The organism is Pseudanabaena sp. PCC 7367 (assembly GCF_000317065.1).
In the GTDB taxonomy this organism is placed as follows: Bacteria; Cyanobacteriota; Cyanobacteriia; order Pseudanabaenales; family Pseudanabaenaceae; genus Thalassoporum; species Thalassoporum mexicanum.
The window spans coordinates 3700907-3724953 of record NC_019701.1; the positions used below are offsets into that span (position 1 = coordinate 3700907).

Genomic DNA, 24047 nt, shown 5'->3' on the forward strand with positions numbered 1-24047 from the left:
GAAAACCTAAAATAGTAACTGATTTTTCCTAGCTTAACCTGGATTTAGCAAATCTTTCTGATCCCTAATTCGTTGTTGATAGGAATTGCCTGAAAATTTTATTGCTTCATTGACGATCATTTATCATCAAATTGGAGTTGATTAATTACCCACATAAAACTACTCCAGTTCAGTCAGGCAATTGACGATCGGGCGATCGGAATTAACGAAATTGATTAGAAATACTTAAGATTGCTCGGTTTTGCGAAGCTTGTACCCCAACCCATAAACGGTTTGAATTAAATCATCCGGTGCGCCATTGCTTTTTAACTTTTGACGCAAGCTGCGAATATGCATTTTCACTGCCTCTTCACTGGGTGCATCCGCATCCGCTGACCACAATAATTCCAGGATTTTAGTGCGACTGAGTACGCGGCTCCCAGCCCGTAAGAATATTTCCAAAAGGCCATATTCTTTGGGAGTAAGAGGTAAGGGCTTCATATCAAAGCTGGCAGTACAGCCATTGGGATCTAATTCCAGCTTTTCCCATCGCAGCACAAAGGAAAACTGAGCATCACGCCGCCGCATCAGCGCCCGAATCCGCGCTTCCAATTCAGCGAGTTCAAAGGGTTTGACCAAATAATCGTCCGCCCCAGAATCTAGACCCAGCACCTTATCATTCAGCTTACCCTTGGCAGTCATCATCAATACTGGAATTTTCGAGCCTTTATTACGCAACTTTTGACACAGACCGACCCCATCAAGCTTGGGTAAAATCACGTCTAGCAGGACTAAATCATAGTCATAGGCTTCCAGCAGATCCCACCCGGCTTGGCCGTCGTAGGCCGTGTCTACAATATTGTTGCTACTAGTTAAAGCTAAAGAGATAGCCTCAGCGATCGGCTCATCGTCTTCAACTACCAAAATTCGCATGCCGTCTGATTGGTATTAAGTAGTTATTAATGGTCATTGATATTCAAGAGTTTAGTAATGCCCAATAATGATCTAGATTGATACCAATTTCCTAGAGTGACTATGGTGTAAGCCTATTCTAAAAGATTGCAATCGATCATATTTAATCTGGTTTAGTGCTCATCAATCAGCTATTTGTTGAGTCATTGATTTAACTACATGCGAAAAAGCTGATTCCCCAAAAAATACCCTTTGGCAGGGCAAAACAAAAAACATGTAGCGCAGCAATCCAGACCAAATTGAGCTTTTTGACTGGTATGCAAATGGTTCAAGGCTACATTCAAAAATCTTAGAGCACTTATTTTGGCTGTCTAGTCTATCTAAGGGCTGTCATACTCAGATAGGGCATAAGAAAGGAAATATTCGATCGCTATAGCAGCTAGCTGAGTTAATTGCGTAACTCGATCGGGTTAGGTAATTATTCCTTCCTTTAAGTATAAGTAATTTTTTTGCTAATGGGCAAATTCATTTTGCGATCGACAGATTTTGATTATATGGCTGATTATTTGCTGCGCATATTTGCTACTAAGAATCGATCGATTAGTTCATCGTTTGGGACTGAATATATTTGATACTGAATATATAGGGGTAAGGATTTGCAACTAAACATTCTTAATTAAGTCTTGAGCATATGTTCAAGATTTTGCCGATCATAGTAGGTTGAGTTGCTTCAATTTTGGCATCACCCCACTTCCCAAAAACTCCCTCCCACATGATTACTCAGAAAAGCTTAGAATAGCTAGAGCGGTTTTCCAAAATACTATGCTTGATGCTATTTCAAGTGAGATGTTGTGTAGGTAGAGACCTAAATGCTTTGATCTATAAGGTATTCATACAAAAGAAGTCTTTTGAAGATGCATTAATCAATTAAGTGAGTAATTGCAGGTTGTGCATAGGTCGCCAAACAATGTAGGGAATCGCTAAGAATAGAATAATCATTAGGCATCTTAAGTATAGAAAGGCAAAATGCGAGCAGCAATCATCGGTGCAGGTTTGGCAGGTTTGAGCACAGCAGTAGAACTGTGCGATCGTGGCTATGCAGTAGAAATTTTTGAGTCGCGCCCATTTGTTGGCGGTAAGGTGGGAAGCTGGATTGACCAAGACGGCAACCATATTGAGATGGGTTTGCATGTCTTTTTTGGCTGCTACTATAACCTGTTCAGCCTGATGCAGAAGGTGGGAGCGTTTGAGCATCTGCTCCGTAAAGAACATACCCACACCTTTATCAATCGTGGCGGCAGAACTGGTGAGCTGGATTTTCGCAACTTTGGCGGCGCTCCTTTTCATGGCCTGAAGGCGTTTTTCACCACCTCGCAACTTTCGCTCAAGGACAAGCTCCAGAATGCGATCGCCCTGGGCACCAGCCCGATCGTCCGGGCTCTGGTTGATCCCAAGGGGGCACTCGATGATATTCACAAACTAGATCATATTAGCTTTGCCGATTGGTTCCGCTCCCACGGTGGCTCCCAGGCTAGCATTGAGCAAATGTGGAATGCGATCGCCTACGGCCTAGGATTCATCGATTGTGAAAATATTTCTGCTCGCTGTATGCTCACCATCTTTCAGTTTTTTGCTACCCGCACCGAGGCATCGGTATTACGGATGTTGGAGGGATCGCCGCAGGAATTTTTACACAATCCGATCGTTAAATATATTGAGTCCAAGGGTGGCAAGATTCATTTGCGTCAGGGCATCCGTGAGATTCTATTTGAAGGCGAGGGGGATGCTACCAGCGTGACTGGCCTGGTGGTTGGCAAAGAAGACAGCGAGGAAATCATTACCGCCGATACCTATATTTGTGCCACCGATGTGCCTGGGGTGAAGCGATTGCTACCGGAAAAGTGGCGGCAGTGGGATCAATTTGCCAACATCTATAAATTAGCAGCGGTACCAGTTGTCACAGTACAACTGCGGTTTGATGGCTGGGTCAGCGATCTCGACAATTTGCTCTATGCCGTGGGCGTAGATTTTTCCACCTTTGCCGATCTAGCCGTAACCAGCCCCACTGATTATTATAAAGAAGGTGAAGGCTCATTGTTGCAGTTGGTGCTCACCCCTGGCGATCCATTTATTAAAGAAAGTAATGAGGCGATCGTAGAACATGTTTTGGCGCAGGTGCATGAGGTACTGCCCAATTCCCGCGACTTGAATGTACTCTGGTCTAGTGTGGTGAAGCTGGCAAAATCGCTCTATCGGGAAGCACCAGGTATGGATGTCTATCGCCCCGACCAAAAAACACCGATCGCTAATTTCTTCTTGGCCGGTAGCTACACCATGCAGGATTACATTGATAGTATGGAGGGAGCCACGATCTCTGGACGGCGCTGTGCTGGCGCGGTTTTGGGTGAAAGCAAGGTAGTTCCCACCTGGCCACAGATTGGCATTTAAAGACGAAGGACTTAATAAATCAAGTGCCTGAATGGATTGTGTATAAAGAGTTTCGGTTTGAAGCTGCCCATCTGCTGCCCGATCATGATGGCAAATGTCGGCGGTTGCATGGGCATAGCTGGGTTTGTCTGGTCTATGTCAAGGTTGGTCAGTTAATTGCCGATGGTCCTAAGCAGGGCATGGCGATCGACTTTGCCGACATCAAAAAATATATGCAGCCAATCCTGGATAACTACTTGGATCACTACTACCTCAATGAGACTCTGGGCTTAGAGAATCCTACCTGTGAGGCGATCGCCCGCTGGCTCTATGAACAGCTTGAGCAAGCTAAGCTACCGGGTCTCCATGCCGTGGAAATCAAAGAAACTTGCACCTCAGGGGTTTGGTATAGTGCCGATGGGAGCTTAATGTTGCCGAGCTGAGAATATGGGGATCTTTGCGATCGTCTTGACCTGGCCAAGATTTAGGGCATATTGCTTAAATTATTGTCCTTTACTCAAATACTCAATAATCATTTGCAAAAAGCAAACCTGTCTCTGTAATCCGATCGAGTTTTTAAGATTAATGGATGCTCCACCCGATAGTTTCCTGCTCACCCATGAACCCTTGGATTTGGCGATCGCCTATGCCGCTGCCGATGCTGCCCAAAATGGCGCAGTGGTGCTGATGAGTGGCATGGTGCGTAACCAAACCGGCGACCGGCAGGTTAACTATTTAGATTATCAAGCCTATGCACCAATGGCATTGCGGGTATTTGCTCAGATTGCCACTGAAATTCGCAACCGTTATCCAGCGATCACCAGGGTAGTGATTCATCATCGTTTGGGCAAACTAACCGTAGGCGAAATTAGCGTGATCATCGCGGTGGGATCACCACACCGAGCAGAAGCCTTTGATGCTTGCCAGAGTGCGATCGATACGCTCAAGGATCATGCGCCGATCTGGAAAAAAGAACATTGGCGCGATGGCGCTAGCACCTGGGTCAACATTGAAAAGATTGGTCAGTCAATGATGTAATCGGATTCAGCGATTTTTAGCAGCATATATGTTTGCGAAGGTCTTAAACCTGACCATATGACCATATGATTGCCAAAAAGCTCGCTCGAAGTTGCCCTGCTCGGTGTAGTTGCTCAATAATCTTTACTGTATACTACGCTGGCGAATCCTAAGCTATGATTTAGGCAGTCAGGCCATTGCCAATGCAAAAACAGTCGATCGAGAAAGCCGGGTTCAATATCCGCAATTTACGCCCCAGTGATATTGCTAGCCTATCGAAAATATTGGCTAGTAGTTTTTATTTAGAACCAAATCGAGCCAATGGCTTTGCCCCTGTGGTGCGATGGCTTTATCCCTTTATTTGTTGGGGCATTGCCGCCGATTTATTGAGCCGTTTATCTGATTATAAATTTCGCCATGTTTGCCTAGTTGCCACTTGCGCAGGTTATTCTGAACGCGACGATCGCAGTCCAGTAGTAGATCATGAGCGATCTAAGCCCCAAGATTGCGCTAACTATGCGCCACCAAACTACAAGCCTCATCAACCATCCTACTATCCAAATCTCAACCAGAAACTTACCCACAACTTAAATACCAACTTTGCGCCTTCATCTCAACTCTGGCTAAGTAAATCATTCAATCAGGCTAGATCTGGTACGGATCGATCGCACCATGCCTCAACGCCAGCAAACGAGGCGATCGCCACCGTAGAATTAGGTTTACAAAAAATTTCCCTACCTGCCCACAAATTCAACCTGTTTAAGCACCAGAAGCAATATCCCTATATTTCCAACCTGGCCGTCCATCCAGGATGGCGGCGGCGGGGCATGGCTCAAGCACTACTGCGATCTACCGAACAATTTGCAATTCGGTGGGGACACCGCCAGATTTTTTTGCATGTCTTAGAAAACAATTTACCAGCGCGATCGCTCTATCATCAATTGGGCTACGAGCTTTACAAAGTTGAGACCGATCTCAGCGTGTGGTTATTGGGCTATCCACGCCGCCTACTATTACGCAAGCAACTTAAGTAAGAGAAATCTAGGAACCAAACCAGGGTTATATCAGTCTGATGGGCTATATCTATAGATATATTTATGGTTAGGTTAAATCACTAATTTGGATCACAAAAGCGGTATATTGGCAGCATAATTAGCTTTGCGAGCCCTGCGTAAATCTACCTATAGCAAGTGTTACAGGATCTTGACAATTGTGATACCCAAGATCAAATAGGCGATCGGCCACTGGCAAACAAGATTTGTAGATCACTAAACTCAACCAGTTTTTTGATGTACAATTGTGCCCGGCAACTGAATTAGAGTTGCAACCCTCAAAAACTCAATTTACCTGATTAATATTTAAAATCGTATGAGTAAATCGATCGAAGCAGCTAGCAACACTCAGGGCAATAATTCTGCTAAGAGCAGTCTCTACACCGAGAATATTAGTGCCGAGCTTCTGCATCTTCAATCTGATATTGATGTATTGCTGCAAAAACTCCAAAGCCTTAGTTCCCGCAGACTCCAATCCACAGCTTCAGGCGATTAGTTGAAACTGCTTGCTTAGAATTTTTATATTTCATATTATAGGTGCTAGCCCGCTCAGCGCATTCAGCCCCTAGTTGTTGAGTCTTTTGCTTAGCTTAAACGCTCAGATCACGGCTGAGTGAGATTTTTATCATTCGATCGGATCACAAATATAGTGAATAATATATATATGAGTATGGCAACTATATGGGTATGGCAACGCTAAGAAAAGCCATCAAAGCCCATATCAGTAGCATACAAACTGGAAGTAGCTAATAGTCGCAGTAATGCTTGCTCTACATTTATAGTTCTTTCTTCGCAAAACCATCATTAAATTTATTGCTATAATTCATATATCCTGTAATCGCTTATGTGTGGCAAGTTAGAGGACATATTCAGCGAATCAGCAAAAAACTGTATGCCGATCGCTCCTGAAGCCATGATTCTTCTCGTCCCAAAGTTGGTCTTTTGGCAAGGATGTGATTGTCTATAAAAATATCAATATATTGAGAATCATTAATATATGCTCTCAAAGATTGCAGAGCAAAGGTATCAGTATAAAGTCTTCCTTAACTATCAGGCTTTAGGGCGATCGATGCTGCTAAATATTAAGAGCAAACACAAGCATCAGTAAGGATTTTTGGCAAAGGACGCTTGAGCTAGTCTTGATCTTATGCCCAGATATCTTTATCTTATGCCCAGATATCTTTGCATGTGCAAGATTGCCAGAAATCAGATGGTAAGCAAGGCACAAATGATCAAGTTCCCAAGAAATATTTTTAGTCAGCAGATTGACTAATATGCAGCATATCTCAGTTTTATTTACCAGGTTTATAAATTGATGGATACATTAATCCAAAGAGACCCCTTTGCTTCGGGATTTAGCTTCAATGATTTTCCCCGCCTTGATGGTACTGGTCATGATCCGAGCGATCCCACATTAGGTGGTGTTGGCACTCGCTATCGACAACTCAATCCGATCGATTATGCGGATGGTTTATTCGCACCTGCTGGCGAGACTCGACCTGGTGCACGTGAGATCAGCAATCGATTGATGTCGCAGACAACTTCGATCCCAGATCCAAGAGGCTTAACCGCGATGTCCTGGATTTTTGGTCAGTTCCTTAATCATGATATTGATGATGCCAGACTGGGCACAATTCCCTTTCCGATCGAAGTACCGCCCGATGATCCCCAGATCAATAATCCTGCCTTTGTAGCTCAATTGGGGCGATTTACCCGCAATGCGATCGACCCAGATACAGGCCCTCCCTTCAACGCCACTCCCGCTGCCCAGATTAACCAGGCTACCTCTTGGGTTGATGCATCGGTTGTTTACGGCACCAGCGAGGAACGCAGCAATGCAATTCGCAGTTTTACTGGTGGTCGTCTTGATACCAGCCCTGGTAATTTAGCACCGCTAGATGATACCAATTTGCCGAATGCCACAGTGCCATTCATTCCTAAAGAAGAATTCTTCCTATTTGGCGATGTGCGCGGTAACCAACAGCTAGGCTTGATGGCCATGCAAACGGTGTGGCTGCGTGAACATAACTACTGGGCTGATAAGTTGGCTGAAGCTCATCCCGATTGGACCGATGAACAGCTTTTCCAACGTGCCAGGGCGATCGTAATTGCCGAATTCCAGGCCGTTTCCTATAACGAATATTTGCCTGCCATATTGGGAGTCGAGAATGTGGAAGCCTATGATGGCTTTGATTCCACTGCGGTGGCGCAAACCAGTTTAACCTTTGCTACCGGCGCATTTCGAGTCCCCCATAGTGCAGTCAATGAAACCTTTGCCCTGGTTACCGAAGATGGCACCGTCACTGGTGAAGTTTCTCTCTTTGATGGTAGTTTTGACCCGTTCTTCTTTCGCCAGGGACCCGATCTGGTGGAATCAGTGTTGCGGGGTGCTGCAACTACAGTTCGCGAAAAGAATGATCCTAAATATGTAAATGGACTCCGTAATAGTTTCTCAGACTTGGGCGCAGAGGATATCCAACGAGGCCGCGATCATGGCTTGCCCACCTACAATGTGCTGCGCAATGTACTCGATCGCCTCCAACCAACTGGTCGCCCATTCCCTGAATTCACCAGCTTTAGTCAGCTTACGTCCGATCCCGAAGTGATTGTGGCGTTGCAAGATCTCTATGGCGATATCAATAACATTGATATGATCACTGGGATGCTAGCGGAAGAATTACCCGTCGATCAATTTGGCCAAGCTACTTCCAGTGTGGGAGAAGTAACCGGGGAGATTCTGCGACTCACCTTCCAGCGCTTGCGTGATGGCGATCCATTCTATTACCAAAATCCGATCGAGACCGGTGGTATTTTTACAGATGCCGAGATTCAAGAGCTAAATGGCACCACCCTGGCTGATATCATTCGACGCACTTCTGGCATTAGCAACATAGCCGATAATGTGTTCGTAACTGACACCTTGCCACTACCTGATCCAAATCCAAGCGCGATCGGAGCCAATGATTTTATGGCGGGAGCCGATTCTATGCTTCTTGGCTAAAACTAATAGCATCTGAGGCTCTAACGATCGATTAGAAAATTAGAACCTGGCAATGTATTAAGTATTAAATTAAGTATTAATAAGTTTACTAGCAGCGGCTTATCGGTCGCTGTTTTTTATTAGGGATTAGGGCTGCCAGGAACTTTGCTCACAGGACACAATCCGGTCTAAGTCTGCGATGCGGCGGGGATTCCGAGCAGCACGGGTGCGTTGCTCCATACTGATATTAATCAGTTCCATTTGCAATCGGGTTAAATAGGCCTGCTCCGCCGCTGAATCAATCGGATCGCCGCCAGAGGCATTGTCGATCGCAAAGTCTTCCACATTTTTGCTATAGGAATAATCAGGGTTGAAATTAAATCGCTTGACCAACTCATCTACCACATAACGCTGCTCTGGGCGGGCTGTTTTGAGGAGCTTGCTAATCGGTTGGCGGAAAATTTGATAGCGCAGCAATCGAGATGAACGCAGTTGTAACCAGGCTTCGGAGGTGGAAATCGGCAGATCAGTAGTATATTCGTCTACCTTGGCAAAGGCATGGGCTTCCGCATAGGAAACCTGGCCATCTCGATCATAATCAGCGGATGGAACCGGCTTGCCAGTGCGATCGCGGCCACTCAATCCCGCAAAGAAGCTGGAACTATAATCGCGGTAGTCCGATTCATCCACCGCTGGCGTACAGCCTACCGATGGTTGCGTTTTTACCGTAGCAAAGAAACCACAGCGATTTTGACTGGACAGAGACTTCTTGGGATTGCCATCTTTATAAATAAAATTGGCGAACGAACCGGAATAGCACTGCGCCATCATTGCGGTCACAGTCTTATCGGCGGGTAATTGATCGAGCAGGTTGGCAAATTGCTGTACACTCACCGCTTCTTCGTACCACAACATCATCGCGTTGTTATCGGCATTACGACGATTTAGTGTCCCATGTCCGGTGAAATAGAAAAACAAATCACGATTAGCCGCATTGGCTTGGCGATCGGTGGCTAGCCAGGCTTGCAAATTTTCGGGGGTTGCGGCACCGCGTAGGTGAGGGATTTCGGGCACTTTGTATTTTTCAGTGCCATCCACCTCGTCGATATACCGGATTGTGGCTTCACCATCATTTCCATTGGCAAAAAACATCGCGGCTTGCTCTGGTTCGTAACCAAGCTTGGCCAGGGTGCGTTGAAAATATAGCAAGTTTTTCTCTAGGGCAATTTCGTTGTAATCGGGGGCACCACCACCACCAAAAACTAAAAAACTAGTGGTGAGATTGGCTTTGGTTTTATCGCTGGATAAAAAGGAGACAGAGCAATTAGTTGAGACTGCATCAATACATGCATAATCCACTGGTTTAGTAACTAGATCAGAATCAGGGCGATCGCCCACCTTATCTACTCTCCCCGAACCAGGCACACCGCAAAATTGCAAGGTGGCAAAGGTGGCACCTACCAAAACCAGCAAAATCTTGTGCATCATATGCTATTTCCCTGCGCCAATTTCAACTTATCTGCCGTTTATCTGCAGTGCTACTAACTTTTAGTCTAATCATACCTATTTAGTTTAGCTAATTGCTTAGTCACCCTTAGTCACTTAATTGATGGGGGAATTAGAACCATTGACAGAATAATTTTGGGTTCCACCTTGATACCCTAGTAACAGTAGCTTTTCTCTATGATCGATCAGCAATGGATGGGTAGCTGAGCCAAGCCAATAAATATCAAGCAACAAAATGATCCCCTCGGCTTACTAATTGATCAGGTTGATCAGGATTGATCAGGGGGAATGCATTGGAGCATATTTTACCAAGTTCGATCGTCAAGTACGAGGAGGATTTTTTAACCTATTTAACAATAAACATAAAAACTTTAAAAAATTAGAAATTTAGAAATTGACAGCGGGAACTGAACTAATGAAACTATCCAAGGCAAACCTAGACCAGAAACTAGACCATACCTATGATGCAATTATCGTCGGTGGTGGGGCTGGTGGCCTCTCTACCGCCATTTATTTAGCTCGCTATCGCCTGTCCTGCCTGGTGATCGAAAAGGGCTTGGGGCGATCGTTCTGGATGCAACATTTAACTAATTATCTGGGGCTATCGCCCGACACCCCCGGACGCGATCTCCTCAAACAGGGACAGGAACATGCCCTGGATCTGGGAGTAGATTTTTTGAATGGGTTTGTGGAACATGCCGAGGATAAGGACGATATATTTTCAGTCCGGGTCAAAGTTGGTAAAAAAGATAGTATTTACCCTACTTTCAAATCTAAATATATTGTGGCAGCCAGCGGGCTGATCGATAATCTGCCGCAGCTTGAAGACATGCAAAATGTCTATGACTATGCTGGCTATAACCTGCATGTTTGTATGATCTGCGATGGCTATGAAATGGCAGATAAAAAATGCGGTTTGTTTGTGAGTCGGGAAGGGGCAATCAACACCGCCTTTGTCCTGAACTGGTTCACGCCCTACATCAGTGTGTTTACCAATGGTGAATTTGAAGTGGGCGATCAAATGCGGACTAAGTTAGCAGAGCATGGCTATCCGCTCTATGAAAGTCCGATCGCTAAGTTCCTGGGTGAGAATAACGAGATGGATGGGGTGGAACTAGTAGATGGCACCAAGGTGGAGCTAGAAACTGGCCTGGTGGCGATGGGATCGCATTATTACAATGACTACCTCAAGGATATTGACCTGGAGCGCAATGGCGAGAATATTATCACCGATGAGATGTGCCGCTCCAGTCATCCCCGCATTTTTGCCCTCGGCGATCTCAAGCAGGGACTAAATCAGGTTTCGATCGCGGTGGCGGATGGCACCCTGGCCGCAACTGGCATCTGGCGAGATATTCGGCGTAGCTCACCACCCAGGTTATGGTCTGAGAATGTGGCAGTAGCGTCTAAATAGCTAGAGCTAGCTTCCATCCAGGAGGACATTGCGCAATGCTGGGCCAAGAATGCGATTATTGCAAATATTAAGCACATATCAATTTGCCCGATCGCTTAATGGCAACACCATCTCACCAATAGGCAACACCATTACTGTTAAGTAACTACCTACTTATCAAAACAGGCAAACTAAAATTCCCGCCATGTATTGCCACATGGTGTATACTTCGATATCGCATTTTGGTGGTTTGAGTTAGACCAGAATCTTACTCAAATCCTTAAAATTGCGTCTTTGTTGATCGCCAGGTAGCAAACATGATTAATTCCACCGATCGCTTGCCCCAATCAGACCTTACCCACCTCCAGCAGGAACTCCAGCAAAAGGATCTACTCGTCCAGCAACTCTCAGAAGAGTTGTTCCGATTGGTGAAGGGCAACGTAGCCTTTACACCAAGTAAGGAAGTTGCCGAACAACACCAAACTGAATTGCTAGAGCTACGCAAAAAGGTAGCCAGTTTAGAGCAACAATTAGCCAACACCCATACCAAATTGCATGACCGCGATCTAGAAATTGTTAACCTCCGCCAGAAGGTGGAAGAATTCAGCGATCGCAACAAAGCACTTGACAAGGCGGTGGATGAGTTGCCGATCATGTATCGCAACAAGTTTGCCGAGCGGATGGTGCCAATCAAAGCCAAGGTAGAAATGCTGCAAAAGGAAAATCGCCAATTGCACATGGAGCTACAAAGCCTCAGCTATCGTTTGGCCAGCCGGGTCCGCCCCCAGAAGCTGCAATTACCCAAGGTAGCAGAACCAATGCTGCCCACTTTTTAAATAATGACCAGTTGAATGACCAACAATAGCCAAACCTCAATTTACAACTGAATGACTGAATGTTAGATATTGTTGCGGCTTGCGCAGATCTAGAACGGCGGCGAGCCTGGGTAGAAGCACTCGATCGCCCCAGGGTAGTTATTTCAGCGGCAGGGGAGCTGTGGCTACCGATCGTCTGGACGGCCAGGGGGCCACTCTATGGCGAGGTAATCAGCCGTGATCAGCAGGGCAAATACCAACAGCCATTTCATCTGAAGGATTACGATCGCCAACCCCTCTATCGCTTGGCGCAGAACATGCTCAGCGATCTCCATGCACCACCAGCAGTTTATCTGCTCCAGTTTGACCTGGTTTCTTCAGTTGTTGACTCAACTTTAGAGTTCACGCCTAATCAAGTGGGCAAAGATCACCACAAAATCGGTTTCGATCGCCTGATTCCATTCCCGGCTGAGCCTGCCATTGCTTCGATCGATGTGCAGCAGCCGAACCTATTTGAATGTCACTGGCGATGTTTAACCAATCAACCAATCTATGACCTGATCATAAAATGAGCCTTTAATTGCAGCCGATCTGGCTGTTTTTCGATCAACAATGGGAAACTCATCTTATGCGCATAATCCTAGCGATCGGAAATTAAGCCACCTTGATCAACCTATATATCAAGCCAGCCAACGCAGCGGTTAAACAGCTATATGAAAACCATGATTTCAACCACCTTGGTGATGCAGGGTTTGATCTGCTCATGCCGGAAAAAGTTGAATTTGGCCAGCATTCCGGCTCGGACTTGATTAAGTTAATTGGGTTTCAGATTAGTATCTATGCTGAAGATGCCCAGGGCGATCCAATCGGTTTATTTCTCACCCCCCGCAGCAGTATTTATAAAACACCATTCCGCCAGGTGAATAGCCCCGGTGTAATTGATGCGGGCTATCGGGGTGAAATCAAAGTGCCGATCGAAGTTACGCCAAATTATTTAAATAAGGTAGCTTCTTTACTGCGGCCTAGTCTTGATTTATCAAAATCGGAACGAGAGCAATCGGATGTAGCGAAGAAACAAGCGGCACTACCAGAACCTTTCAGCAGTCCATATATTTCCGAGGATTCAACCCCCATTATCCCCAAATTGGCGCGGCTTTTTCAATTAGTCGATCCGCACCTAAAAGGGTTTAAAGTAGAAATCGTCGATCGCTTACCGGATTCAGCACGTAGCAGCGATGGGTTCGGCAGTACAGGTATTTAGCTGGGATTAACTGGGATTAAAATGAAAGTCACGCTTGTTTCCAAAACTTTACCGCTCGTTGCAGAATCGCTTACCCCAGAAGAGTTTGTCGTTTATACGGCCAGGGTTTCCAATCCGACCAATCAAATGAACACGGAAACAGCACCGAAACTAATTAAATTCCTGATTAAGTATAAGCATTGGTCACCGTTTGAGATGGTGGACTTTTGCTTTGAAATCCAAACCTCCAGGGCGATCGCCGCCCAAATCCTGCGCCATCGCAGCGCCAATTTCCAAGAATTTAGCCAGCGATATGCCCAATCAACCGCAGTAGAGGAATTTGAACCAAGGCTACAGGACAACAAAAATCGCCAGAATAGTTTTGAAATCGATCCTGCTTCTGGTGAATATGGGTTGACAAAAAAATTGGTAGACCAGCATTTCCAGGCTACCTTTGCTCTCTATGAAAAATTACTCGAACAGGGGATCGCCAAGGAGTCAGCCAGAATGGTGCTGCCCATGGCAACACAAACCACCTTATATATGAAAAATAATTTGCGTAACTGGATTCATTATGTCGATCTCAGAAGTGAGCAGGGCACCCAGAAAGAACATCGCATGATCGCTCTGGAGATCAAACGGATCTTGACCGAAGAATGTCCAAATGTGGCATTAGCATGTGGTTGGCGAGAGGAGTAAGCCTAGATTCTAGATTCCTAGCTTCTGGCAAACTGTCTAGCTGGAAAATCCCGCTTCACACTCTGCAAAATATGGTTCTCACTGGAGCGATTGGCTGCACTTGCACCATGACTATGCTCGTTATGATCCTGGTTAGGAACATTAGCCAACCCCAGAGCTTCCAAATTAAAGCGATAGCCTACATTCCGAATCGTTTGGATTAAGTCTGGCTGTTGTGGATGCATTTTCATCTTTTTGCGCAAAGACAACACATGGGTATCCACAGTGCGAGGATTATTGATTTCATCTGGCCAGGCTCGTTGCAATAGCTCAGCCCGGGTGATCGCAGTGCCATCTGCCTGCACCAGCACATACAACAGACTAAATTCCTGTGGCGTAAGATCAATAATATTCCCCTTAAACCGAACCTGGCGCTGAATTAAGTCCACTTTCAATGCACCATAGTCAAGATAGGCCGGTGCTGGTGTCGATCGAATCCGGCGGGTTAGAGCTTCGACGCGAGCCAAAAATTCTTCGATTCCAAATGGCTTAGTTAAATAATCATCAGCACCAGTGCGTAGCCCAGCGACAATATCCAGCTCATTGGTGCGAGAAGAGATTAAAAAGATGAGCGCCTTTTTCTGGCGATGAATCCAGCTACATAGCTCTAGCCCATCTCCATCAGGCAATTCGGTATTAAGTATGACCAGGCTAGGTTGTTGCTTTGCAAAAGCGATTTTGGCCTTTTGATAGCTGGAAGTCTGGACTACTGAATAGCCAAGCTGCTGCAAGCGCCAGCCCAGCAAAGAACTAAGATTAGGATTACCTTCAACTATCAATATGCTTACTGGGGTCAAAATAACACACTCCTGTGAAGTTTGATGCGAGATTACGCAATACGGTTAAACCCAATGCTCCAGCCGAATATGACTGAATGGTGGTCAAGACTTAAATTCATGAGGGAAGGACAAAACTCTATTAGTTATGACAGCTATGGGGGTAAATCCAAGTCAATTCACAGAAGCGATCCTGGCAAGAGCAATTAGTAAAATAACTAATTAAACTAGGCCGACTTAACAGAATCCATTTTCTAGCTGCCCGAAAACTCTTTAATACTGATGCAGTAATAATTGATTGAAGATCTAAGTAGGTTACCTAGATCCAACAAGATCTAATCTGCTAATCCAGCTAAACCATACTGGTTGTTGTTAACAAATTTATAGCAACACAAATTTACAGCAGCAAGCCCCAATAGTAACCAATTCAAAGCAGATTTTTTGTAACTAGCAATACTTAGGCCAATAATAAAGGCGAAAAGCACAATGAATTGATTGCTGATTTAAGCTGATTTAACCAAACGTTAACCATCTTCCCCAAAAACTTTACTACTTAAACTTTGTCGATCGAATTATTAAATCGAATTATCAAGCAGACCAGACCTAGAAATTTAGAATCGCAAATTTAATTAATTGATTTAGATTAGAAAATCCAGGCGCTGACGGCTAGTTGATGGCTAAAACGAGCTGCAAGGGGCTTATCACAACCAGCTTACCGAATAGCCAGGGGATCAAGGTTAGCGATCGAACTGGTTTAAAGCGTCTGCTTTTACACTTTAATATTTGAATTGGGATGCCTTTAGTCCTTGCCAATTCCCTAAAACTAACCAAAGCGATAACCTGACCAATCAATAGGATAGATCTAGTTTGATCATGCCTTAACTATGCAAATGGTAGCAATTCTCTGCAGCTTAAACAATTAAATGGAGCGACCTAATTTAATTGTGTTTTTGCTATTTCAAGTCATTTAATCAGCTAATTAGTTTATACCGAGATATTAGACAACTAACATTCTTTCAAACTCTCAAACCAGCTATGGCACAAGATCGGCATAGCTAATTTAATCATTACAGCTAAGCGATCGCTATTTTACAAGAATTTTGCTTGAGCAGCATTTGATTATCTGGCGGTCTTGCAGAAGTAAGAATATGCGGTGATGAGAGGGCAAGAATGGCTCAAAACCTATTTACTAAAAGACCTTACTTCTATACCATTACCAAACTTATATATCATTACCAATTATTTTACCTGCCAAGTTGTGGGAGCATAGCAAATAGCAGGAAAGAATTAACAAACTGTGGTTAAACGAAACTGCGATCAAGGATTCATGGTCACATTATTTGCGATTGTAAGAAAACCTGATCAAGGTTAGTTTACGGGAAAAATCTCTGGGGAATTAATATGGTTTGCGGGTGTCATGCCTTCCAGCTCTGATGCTAAATCCATCACCAAGCCTTGAATAAGTAATGCTATAGAATTGTACAAACCTAACCCAGTAATTGAACCCCAGTAATTGAACCCCAGTAATTGAACCAAGGAAAGTAACTTAAGGTGGGAGGATACCCATAGTGGCGCAGCCCATAGATCAGACCCTAGAGAAAATTCTGGCGATCGCCGATGCCTATCAAAGGGCAGAAGCGCTGGCTGAGCTGGCGATCGAGTCAGCAAAAGGGGGGCTGGCAGCACCGGCAGCGGAAATATTGCAGCGATCGATTCAGGCGGTGGCTACGATCGAAGATGCCTCGTTGCGCGAGTTGACCAAGTGGGATATTGAAAATACCAAAGCGGCCACGATTGCAATTCAGCTAACCCAGTTTGACGAAGATGAGCAGGCAACAGCGATCGCGGCGGCGATTCCCAGAGCCGATCAACGGGAAGCAACCTTTGCCCAAATTGCTTTCCATCAAGCCCAGCGCGGCAAATTAGAACCCATGTTTGGATTAATTGCCAAAATTACCAACCCTGGTAAGCGGGATGAGGCATTGGCAATGATTGTGGATGAGCTTGTGGCCAGCGATCGCTGTGATCAGGCAATGCAATGCTGTGAACGATTGATTGATGGAATAATCAAGTCGGTGGCCCTGGAAAAGATTGCGATTAAGTTGGCAGAAACGAAGCAATACGATCGGGCGATCGCGGTGGCTCAGTCGATCGAGGCGGGATCGCGCCGTGCCTATGCCCTCGAAGAAATGGTGGTGAAACTGGCGGAGGCAAAGCAATATGCCCAAGCACAGACTGTGGCGCAAGCGGTGGAAGATCCAACGATCAAAGCCCGCATGCTTAGGTCATTGGCGGCAATTACGATCGATGCTGGTTTATATGATCAGGCGATCGATATTGCTAGCAGAATTGAAGAACGATCGCGGCAGGCAGATGCATTGACCGATATTGTGATTGCGTTTCTGGCCGATCACAACTATGACATGGCGATCGAGGCTGCCAATGCAATCCTGGAGGTGGATCGCAAAATATCCACCCTTGAACAAATTGCCCTGAAGCTGGTTCAGTTAGATGAAGGCGATCGGGCAATTGCGGTAATTAAAACGATTACGGATGCCCAGGCTCGTAAAACTGCCCTGGCAAGACTCTCAGTCCAGGCAGCACAGTCGGGACAATTTGAAATGGCGCTGGCGATCGCTCAACTGCTGCGCCAAATCAACCAGGCGGAAGCTGTTGCCAATATGCCAATGGTGGAAGAACAGGAAACAATTATCCAAACTACGCCATTTGTCAATGAAGATGCCTCGGTGTCCTATAGCTTGCAAGAAATTGCTACCCATTTAGCCGAATATCGCCAGTTTGATAAGGCGATCCGGGTGGCGCGAAGTATTGAATCGCCATTGAGCAAAACTAAGGCATTGGCTGAAATTGCGGTGCGTAGTGCAGATGCGGGGCAATATGACCAGGCGATCGAATTGTTGCGGCGAGCGATCGCTAGCTTCCAAAAGGTCAAAAATGAATTTCTATTGCTCTCAGCGCTCACAGAATTATCGATCGAAGCGACTAGTAATAACGATGGCGATCGGCAATATGACCAGAATTTGCAGCAGGTACAAGCCCTCGAAGATTCAATGGAAAAAGTGAAGGCGCTGGCGGCGTTGGTGCTGTCGCTGGCCGAAGCGGGACAGGTGCAGGAGGTGGCAGAATTATTGGTGCATACGGTGGCCAAACTACAAGATGAGCATTTTCCGCATTTAATTAAAAAGCCTGAAGGAGAGGTGGGGGATGAGCCGATCGATGAGATCGAGGATATTAACAATATTCTTGATCAACTTTAGTTTTAACTATTATTCAATCATCTATTCAATCATCTTCCCAGGTCATGCATGGCATTAATCACCGCCGCACATTTTGCCGTAGTGGCTTCCAGATCAGCCCGACTGCTTGATGCTGGTGCTGGCAATACCTCACCAATCCTGACCGTAATCGGATAGGGACGGGGGAAACTGCTGCCACTAGTTAAAACTTTTTCACTGCCCCACAAACTCACTGGCAAAATTGGTGCATTGGCCTTCGCCGCGATCAGCGCTGCCCCCAACTTGGGATCATTGATCCGGCCATCCTTGGTGCGGGTGCCCTGCAAAAACACTCCCGTCGCCCAACCATCTGCCAGGGAAGCCAAGGCAGATTTAATTGCACTGCGATCGCTAGCGCCACGTTTGACTGGATATGCACCATAGAGCCGGATCGCACTGCTCAAAACTGGCACCTTAAACAATTCTTCCTTCGCCATAAACGACACCGGGCGGCCAACACAATTGGAGACGATCGGCGGGTCGAAATGGCTGGCATGATTACTAACTACCACCAGAGCCCCCGTTTGTGGCACATTTTCCACACCATAGATACGCCCCCGAAAATAAGCATGGAGCATGGGGCTAACCACCGACCATTTAAACAGGTGGTAGAGCAAAAGGCTGGCAAAGGGTTCACGCGCTTGGGACATTAATTCTTATGGCGGGGTTACTGGGACTGCTTTTGTATTTTAAAATAACGGGAGTCCAAGCAGGGGATTAGGATTCTAAATCATCGCTATTCGTCTAAAACTTGATGAATAAATTTGGCATAGCCCCAGGCCAAATGGAACTTAAAGTAGCGCTGAGATTGTATTAATTAAAAATAACTAACCTATACTATGCCCCAATCGCAGCCTGTCAAAGTTGCCGTCTTGCAAGCCAAATTAAATGGCGATCGCCACGACAATATTGCCAAAATCATCGACTTAGCGATCGAAGCCAGTGGCAATGGCGCAAACATTATCTTAATCCCAGAACTATTTGAAGGTAAGTATTTTTGTAATCTAGAGCGGGATGAATTTTTTGCTTGGGCTAAGCCTGCCGCCGAACATCCTACAGTTAAGCATTTCCAGGCGATCGCCGATAAACTCAATGCCGTGATTCCAGTCCCTTTTTTTGAACAGGCAGGACAAGCCTACTACAACAGCGTCGCCACGATCGATGCCACTGGCGAAATTCTGGGCATTTACCGCAAAAGCCATATTCCAGACGGGCCTGGCTATGAGGAAAAATTTTATTTTCGACCGGGCAATAGCGGTTTCAAGGTGTGGCCAACCGTGTTTGGTAAGGTGGGTGTGGGTATTTGCTGGGATCAATGGTTTCCGGAATGCGCTAGGGCAATGGTGATGCAGGGGGCGGATATTTTGCTGTATCCTACGGCGATCGGCTCGGAGCCAGATGAGCCCGATCTAGACACCAGAGGCCCCTGGCAAAGGGCAATGGTGGGTCATGCGGTGAGTAATATTGTGCCGGTGGCAGCCGCAAACAGAATTGGTCGGGAAGCTGAAAATCAATTTTTTTATGGGCATTCTTTTATTGCCAACCATCGTGGCGACATTGTGGCGCAACTAGGAGCCCACAAGGAGGGGGTGGGATATGCCAGTTTTGACTTTGCCCAAATTAGGCGCGATCGTGCCTCGTTTGGGTTTTTCCGCGATCGCCGCCCTGAACTCTATTCAATTCTGGTGACGGCTGATGGAGAAACATAGCTATATTAGGTTTGAGCGATATATTGCGTGAGACCACACTAGGCTACCTGATAGCGATCGATATTTGTTTGATTAATTAAAGGAGCTGTATCTAGGTTAGAGTTACTCGGTTGAGATGATTGCCAATATTGACTGCGCAGGCTTTTCCAGAGTTGATAGCGGCTGCCGGCTGCCGATCGTGATGACCGCCGGCACATTCTGCTGATTTAGATTGTGCAAGATCCGGGAGGCAATATGGCGATCGCTCAGATCAAAACAATCCACCAGCCCATAGATTTCATTGTTGTAGGTAATGCCTTCACGCAATACACCATTGCGCCAAAACTTGAAGTGGGAAACACTATGAGATGGAATTAAATGATTATTCATGAGCTTTTGCTCTCATCCAGTTAGCAACACATATAAATTGGTTCTTGCTAACATTTTAACTACGAAAGCATCGGCATGTTTGTGAATAAATATATGGATTTTAGTGATCTCAATCACGGCAAATGCTTTATGCCTGGAATCAGTCAACTAGTCTTAGCGACGACTACTAGTTTTGCGCCTAAATGTTGGTAGTTTGATTGGCACCGTTAGGGTATCCAGGGGCAACGATCGCCCATTGCGATGGTAGACATTATATTGATGTACCACCTGGGTATCGAGGTTGAGGGCACTGAGCCAACCGCTCTTAGGATGATATGCACCAGTGTCGATGCCAAGCCAGCCAGGTCCCTGGGCAATCTGCCCCGGATGTACACCAGGGAACACAAAGGTAATTGTATGACCAGTAATAATGGTCTTATCACTAAAATATCGGTTGGGACTGCAATGGAAAGGCTCACGAATCCAACAAAATTCTAAGGAAGTTTGATCCTCGATCGTCAGGTTAGGATCAACCCCGGCATGGACTAACCAATAGGTGTCCAAGTCCATATATAGCGGCAACTGGCGCATCCATTGCAGGTGCTTGGTCAGCAGATCCGCATCGCCGTAACTTTCTAATGTCGCTGCACCGCCATTGGCTAACCATCCCTGCCACAACATCGAGGTCTCTGGAGCATCAAATGCCTCAATGCACATCTGCTCGTGATTACCCCTAATGCAGGCGTGGTTATTATTAATTACCCATTCAACTACCTCTGAGCTTTTTGAGCCACGATCGATTAGATCGCCAAGGAAGTATAACGTATCGTCAGCATTCAGGTCGCACTCCTCTAGCAGTTGCATCAACCCATCGTACTGACCGTGAACATCCCCTATAACGTATCGGCTCAAGATCTACTTCCCCAGACTCAAATGTCTACTATACCAGCAATGCTTTTATTCGTGTTATTAATGTGGCGTTAAGCCAATCAAATCAACGTATTAAACGTATCAATTAGCTGGCATGTCAGTCTCACACATTAGCACATCAGTAAATCAGTAAATGACTAGGAAATTAGAGCTACTACTAACTACCATTGATGTTAATTGACATTGCATTTACATTTTTGCTTCTGATGCTACCATCCCCAGGTTAGTAACCAAAGATTAGTAACCAATATCTTTATTGTAGTCGTAATATAACTAGCTGCCCTATCTAGACCGGACGAAAGCGCCTGTATTGTAAGCTAGATGCCATAAATATACATGAGCCTTTCGGCTTATTGTGCCATGTTGCTAAGCTACCCATAACCACCTTTTGGCTTGAATTGCTAGGTAGTCAGGTAGTCAATTTAAGTCAATTTAAACTGTTCTGAGTCAGGACATTACTGGCATGATGTAGCGGTAGCCTCACCTCAATACAAGCCCCCCCAGTGTCTGGATCGTTGCTAACGGTGATTTTACCGTGGTGGGTTTGGACAATCTGACGGGCGATCGCCAAGCCCAAACCACTCCCGCCTTTTTCATTCATGTGACGTGCGCGCGATTGATCGACTCGATAGAAGCGATCGAATACATGGGGCAGAGACTCGGCCGGAAACCCAGGCCCCGAATCAATCACTTGAATCAATACCTGTTGGTCTGTTTCCACTAGCTCTACCACCACCAAAATAATTTGCAGCGCCGGGCTATATTTAATCGCGTTGTCCAGCAGGTTGAGGAACAGGCGAAAAATCCGCGATTGATCCGCTTCAAGCTCTATTTGCTCTATGCCCTGATATTCCAATCGAACTCGTTGCTTTTGAGCCAGTGGCTCCAGACTACTCCAGGCTGATTTGATCAGTTGCACCAGATCGATGGTTTGAATATTTAATTTCAGCGGCATACCAATGTCAGTCTGACCCAGATCTAGCAAATCTTGCACTAAATTACTTAAACGCAATATTTCATCGAGCAATCGATCGATCCAAATCCTCAAGTCTGGCTCGATTCTGGCCTGGAGTGTTTCTGCTACCAATCTGATTGAAGTGAGTGGCGTTTTTAGTTCATGTGCCACATCCGAAGCCCAGCGATCGCGCTGTTGAATTAGGGTAACTTTTTCGGTGCAATCTTGGATAAAAATGCCAATATGCCCGTCGGCCAAGGGAAAACTATAACCCTGGAGCGGAATATCCTGCCGCTGATGGGGGTTAAGTGGATCTGGCTCAACCCAATGAAACACCCACTCGGCATTATGATTCTGGCGATCGTCACGGGTTTTTTGAATTAGTTGATCCAACTCATAGGAGCGCACCAGTTGCAACAGGAAACGGCGATTGGTGGCAGATTCCAGACAATTAGGAATACCCAACAAACCACAGGCCGGATGATTGCAAAATACCAGGCGGTTCTCTTCATCAACCTGGATATAGCCCAGCGGCACTTGGTTAATTATTTGCTGCCAGTTATTTTGCTGTGCCTGCAAATGGCTGGTTTTGCGATCGACAGGCGGTGCTACTTGCTCATTATTATTAATTTGATCCAGTTGCCAGGCCAGGGTAAGAGTTGCCAAGGGGGAAAGGGGTTGTTCACTCAGGCCATTTAGATCGCCAAAATCGGCACTAGAACTGTGGCGATCGCTAAACAACCTGGCAATCGATCGCCAACCCTTCCTACTATTTTTTAATCTATTATTACTATGAAGCCTTCTAGCCCAGACCCGCAGGGCAATTACCCATACCAGACATGAGCCAAAGCCCAATCCAAACCATACCAGTGCCACGGCTTAGTCCCCTGTAGATTTCTGGTTGATTCTCGCGCTCTAAAGCTCTAAACTGCTACAGCCTCTGATCTAGCGCTTAAAAGCTAAGTGGTGATGATTATGGCCAAACCTGTTGAATTCATTATGCCAGGGCGATCACACCAACGTAACCAACGTCAGTTCGACGAGTTTAAAACATAGCAGGAGGTAGAGCAGGCAAGCCTTTATGCTGCAAATCTATAGAAGGCTTTTTAGGTAAATAAGTATAAGCCGTCAAGCCAGCAAAGAGATTAACCAAGAAATTCCAGACGCTGCGGTGCCTGGAATGCTCGATTTGAGAAATATTTTTTAACTGGTCATTGACAGTTTCAATTAAGGAGCGCTTGCGCAAGAGAATTTTGTCGATTAATTTGACCAATTTCTGTTTCATGTTTTTCTTGTAGCGAGTAATTAGTTGCAGACCTTGCTCAAAGAGCTTTTCAAACAAGGGTTGAGAGATATAGCCTCGGTCACCAAATAACTTGCCAATTAGGTCTTTGGCCAAGTCTGGCACTGGTTTACGGTCATCAACATTACCCGCAGTAAGCTTAAAGGCAAGTAGTTCACCTCTCTCGTTGATAATTAAATGCAATTTAAAGCCATAGTGCCAACTCATAGAATTCTTGCCCCAGCCCACTAATCCCTCAAACACACGATGGCTCTTGGAACGGCAGGGATGACATACCTCAATAGGTGTTGAATCAATGAAGCTAATCCCGGTTATTTCACCTTGGCGAGTGTGTAAAAAACAGCACAGCAACATCAATGTCCAGGGCATCAATTCAACGAAACGGTTATAGCTAACTAAGTTGGGAAACGCTTTGTGCCAGTGAGGGACAACACACAGTGTGTAGAAATCCTTAAAGGTACGAAATCCTGAACCGTGGAAGGCAATAACTATGGTCATTACTTCACTCAAACTCATACGTGAGCGACTGCGTTTCTCGCGTAGGATTGACGGTAGTTGAGGATATTGCTGACAATGACGTTCAAATTGCTGGCAAAAGTCGTCTACATCACAAAAAATCTGCGTTACATCTAGGTGAGATACAATTTTAGCCATAGCTGAGATTTGAGTTC

General features: G+C 45.6%; 21 protein-coding genes. 13 read left to right on the forward strand and 8 right to left on the reverse strand.

The window, feature by feature from the left end:
* Nucleotides 1-225 precede the first annotated feature (225 nt).
* Entirely contained in the window at nucleotides 226-912 is a 687-nt protein-coding gene (locus tag PSE7367_RS14700) for a response regulator transcription factor (protein WP_015166146.1), read from the reverse strand.
* A gap of 1005 nt (nucleotides 913-1917) precedes the next feature.
* Here PSE7367_RS14700 and zds point away from each other — a divergent pair.
* From zds to PSE7367_RS14730, 6 genes are all read left to right on the forward strand, one after another.
* Nucleotides 1918-3339, forward strand: coding sequence for a 9,9'-di-cis-zeta-carotene desaturase (gene zds / locus PSE7367_RS14705; protein WP_015166147.1), 1422 nt, complete (start codon nucleotides 1918-1920; stop codon nucleotides 3337-3339).
* A 23-nt stretch (nucleotides 3340-3362) separates the two neighbouring features.
* Nucleotides 3363-3761 (forward strand): 6-carboxytetrahydropterin synthase QueD, encoded by a 399-nt coding sequence (gene queD, locus PSE7367_RS14710; RefSeq protein WP_015166148.1) that lies wholly within the window; start codon nucleotides 3363-3365, stop codon nucleotides 3759-3761.
* A gap of 142 nt (nucleotides 3762-3903) precedes the next feature.
* Nucleotides 3904-4356, forward strand: a complete 453-nt coding sequence (locus tag PSE7367_RS14715) for a molybdenum cofactor biosynthesis protein MoaE (protein WP_041698516.1) — start codon at nucleotides 3904-3906, stop codon at nucleotides 4354-4356.
* 182 nt (nucleotides 4357-4538) lie between these two features.
* Nucleotides 4539-5369, forward strand: coding sequence for a GNAT family N-acetyltransferase (locus tag PSE7367_RS20600; protein WP_015166150.1), 831 nt, complete (start codon nucleotides 4539-4541; stop codon nucleotides 5367-5369).
* A 334-nt stretch (nucleotides 5370-5703) separates the two neighbouring features.
* On the forward strand, nucleotides 5704-5883 hold the full coding sequence (locus PSE7367_RS14725) for a hypothetical protein (protein WP_015166151.1): 180 nt from the start codon (nucleotides 5704-5706) through the stop codon (nucleotides 5881-5883).
* An 819-nt stretch (nucleotides 5884-6702) separates the two neighbouring features.
* Nucleotides 6703-8388 (forward strand): peroxidase family protein, encoded by a 1686-nt coding sequence (locus tag PSE7367_RS14730; protein ID WP_015166152.1) that lies wholly within the window; start codon nucleotides 6703-6705, stop codon nucleotides 8386-8388.
* A 126-nt stretch (nucleotides 8389-8514) separates the two neighbouring features.
* Here the strand turns inward: PSE7367_RS14730 and PSE7367_RS14735 are convergent, their stop codons facing one another.
* Nucleotides 8515-9855, reverse strand: coding sequence for a caspase family protein (locus PSE7367_RS14735; RefSeq protein ID WP_015166153.1), 1341 nt, complete (start codon nucleotides 9853-9855; stop codon nucleotides 8515-8517).
* A 433-nt stretch (nucleotides 9856-10288) separates the two neighbouring features.
* Here PSE7367_RS14735 and PSE7367_RS14740 point away from each other — a divergent pair, with 433 nt between their 5' ends.
* The 5 genes from PSE7367_RS14740 (at nucleotide 10289) to thyX (ending at nucleotide 14020) form a co-directional block, all read left to right on the forward strand.
* The gene (locus PSE7367_RS14740; protein WP_015166154.1) at nucleotides 10289-11287 is read left to right on the forward strand and encodes an NAD(P)/FAD-dependent oxidoreductase; all 999 of its coding nucleotides are present in this window, start codon (nucleotides 10289-10291) and stop codon (nucleotides 11285-11287) included.
* Nucleotides 11288-11583: 296 nt separating this feature from the next.
* The gene (locus tag PSE7367_RS14745) at nucleotides 11584-12102 is read left to right on the forward strand and encodes an Npun_F5560 family protein (RefSeq protein WP_015166155.1); all 519 of its coding nucleotides are present in this window, start codon (nucleotides 11584-11586) and stop codon (nucleotides 12100-12102) included.
* A gap of 59 nt (nucleotides 12103-12161) precedes the next feature.
* Entirely contained in the window at nucleotides 12162-12653 is a 492-nt protein-coding gene (locus tag PSE7367_RS14750) for a hypothetical protein (protein ID WP_051037993.1), read from the forward strand.
* 92 nt (nucleotides 12654-12745) lie between these two features.
* Nucleotides 12746-13342: a dCTP deaminase/dUTPase family protein gene (locus PSE7367_RS14755; RefSeq protein WP_015166156.1), complete on the forward strand. Its 597-nt coding sequence runs from the start codon at nucleotides 12746-12748 to the stop codon at nucleotides 13340-13342.
* Between the two features lie 21 nt (nucleotides 13343-13363).
* On the forward strand, nucleotides 13364-14020 hold the full coding sequence (thyX, locus tag PSE7367_RS14760) for an FAD-dependent thymidylate synthase (RefSeq protein WP_015166157.1): 657 nt from the start codon (nucleotides 13364-13366) through the stop codon (nucleotides 14018-14020).
* A gap of 17 nt (nucleotides 14021-14037) precedes the next feature.
* Here the strand turns inward: thyX and PSE7367_RS14765 are convergent, their stop codons facing one another.
* Entirely contained in the window at nucleotides 14038-14856 is an 819-nt protein-coding gene (locus PSE7367_RS14765) for a response regulator transcription factor (protein WP_015166158.1), read from the reverse strand.
* Between the two features lie 1547 nt (nucleotides 14857-16403).
* Here PSE7367_RS14765 and PSE7367_RS14770 point away from each other — a divergent pair.
* Nucleotides 16404-18113 (forward strand): tetratricopeptide repeat protein, encoded by a 1710-nt coding sequence (locus PSE7367_RS14770; protein WP_015166159.1) that lies wholly within the window; start codon nucleotides 16404-16406, stop codon nucleotides 18111-18113.
* 29 nt (nucleotides 18114-18142) lie between these two features.
* On the opposite strand, the gene PSE7367_RS14775 is transcribed toward PSE7367_RS14770, so the two are convergent.
* Entirely contained in the window at nucleotides 18143-18781 is a 639-nt protein-coding gene (locus tag PSE7367_RS14775; RefSeq protein ID WP_015166160.1) for a lysophospholipid acyltransferase family protein, read from the reverse strand.
* Nucleotides 18782-18970: 189 nt separating this feature from the next.
* On the opposite strand from PSE7367_RS14775, the gene aguB reads away from it, so the two are divergent.
* A complete protein-coding gene (gene aguB / locus PSE7367_RS14780) occupies nucleotides 18971-19840 on the forward strand; it encodes an N-carbamoylputrescine amidase (RefSeq protein WP_015166161.1) in 870 nt (289 codons plus the stop codon).
* 102 nt (nucleotides 19841-19942) lie between these two features.
* Here the strand turns inward: aguB and PSE7367_RS14785 are convergent, their stop codons facing one another.
* The 4 genes from PSE7367_RS14785 to PSE7367_RS14800 form a co-directional block, all read right to left on the reverse strand.
* Nucleotides 19943-20209, reverse strand: coding sequence for a hypothetical protein (locus tag PSE7367_RS14785; RefSeq protein ID WP_015166162.1), 267 nt, complete (start codon nucleotides 20207-20209; stop codon nucleotides 19943-19945).
* 153 nt (nucleotides 20210-20362) lie between these two features.
* A complete protein-coding gene (locus PSE7367_RS14790) occupies nucleotides 20363-21100 on the reverse strand; it encodes a metallophosphoesterase family protein (RefSeq protein WP_015166163.1) in 738 nt (245 codons plus the stop codon).
* Nucleotides 21101-21545: 445 nt separating this feature from the next.
* The gene (locus PSE7367_RS14795) at nucleotides 21546-22949 is read right to left on the reverse strand and encodes a PAS domain-containing sensor histidine kinase (RefSeq protein ID WP_015166164.1); all 1404 of its coding nucleotides are present in this window, start codon (nucleotides 22947-22949) and stop codon (nucleotides 21546-21548) included.
* 169 nt (nucleotides 22950-23118) lie between these two features.
* The gene (locus PSE7367_RS14800; protein WP_015166165.1) at nucleotides 23119-24030 is read right to left on the reverse strand and encodes an IS982 family transposase; all 912 of its coding nucleotides are present in this window, start codon (nucleotides 24028-24030) and stop codon (nucleotides 23119-23121) included.
* Nucleotides 24031-24047 lie beyond the last annotated feature (17 nt).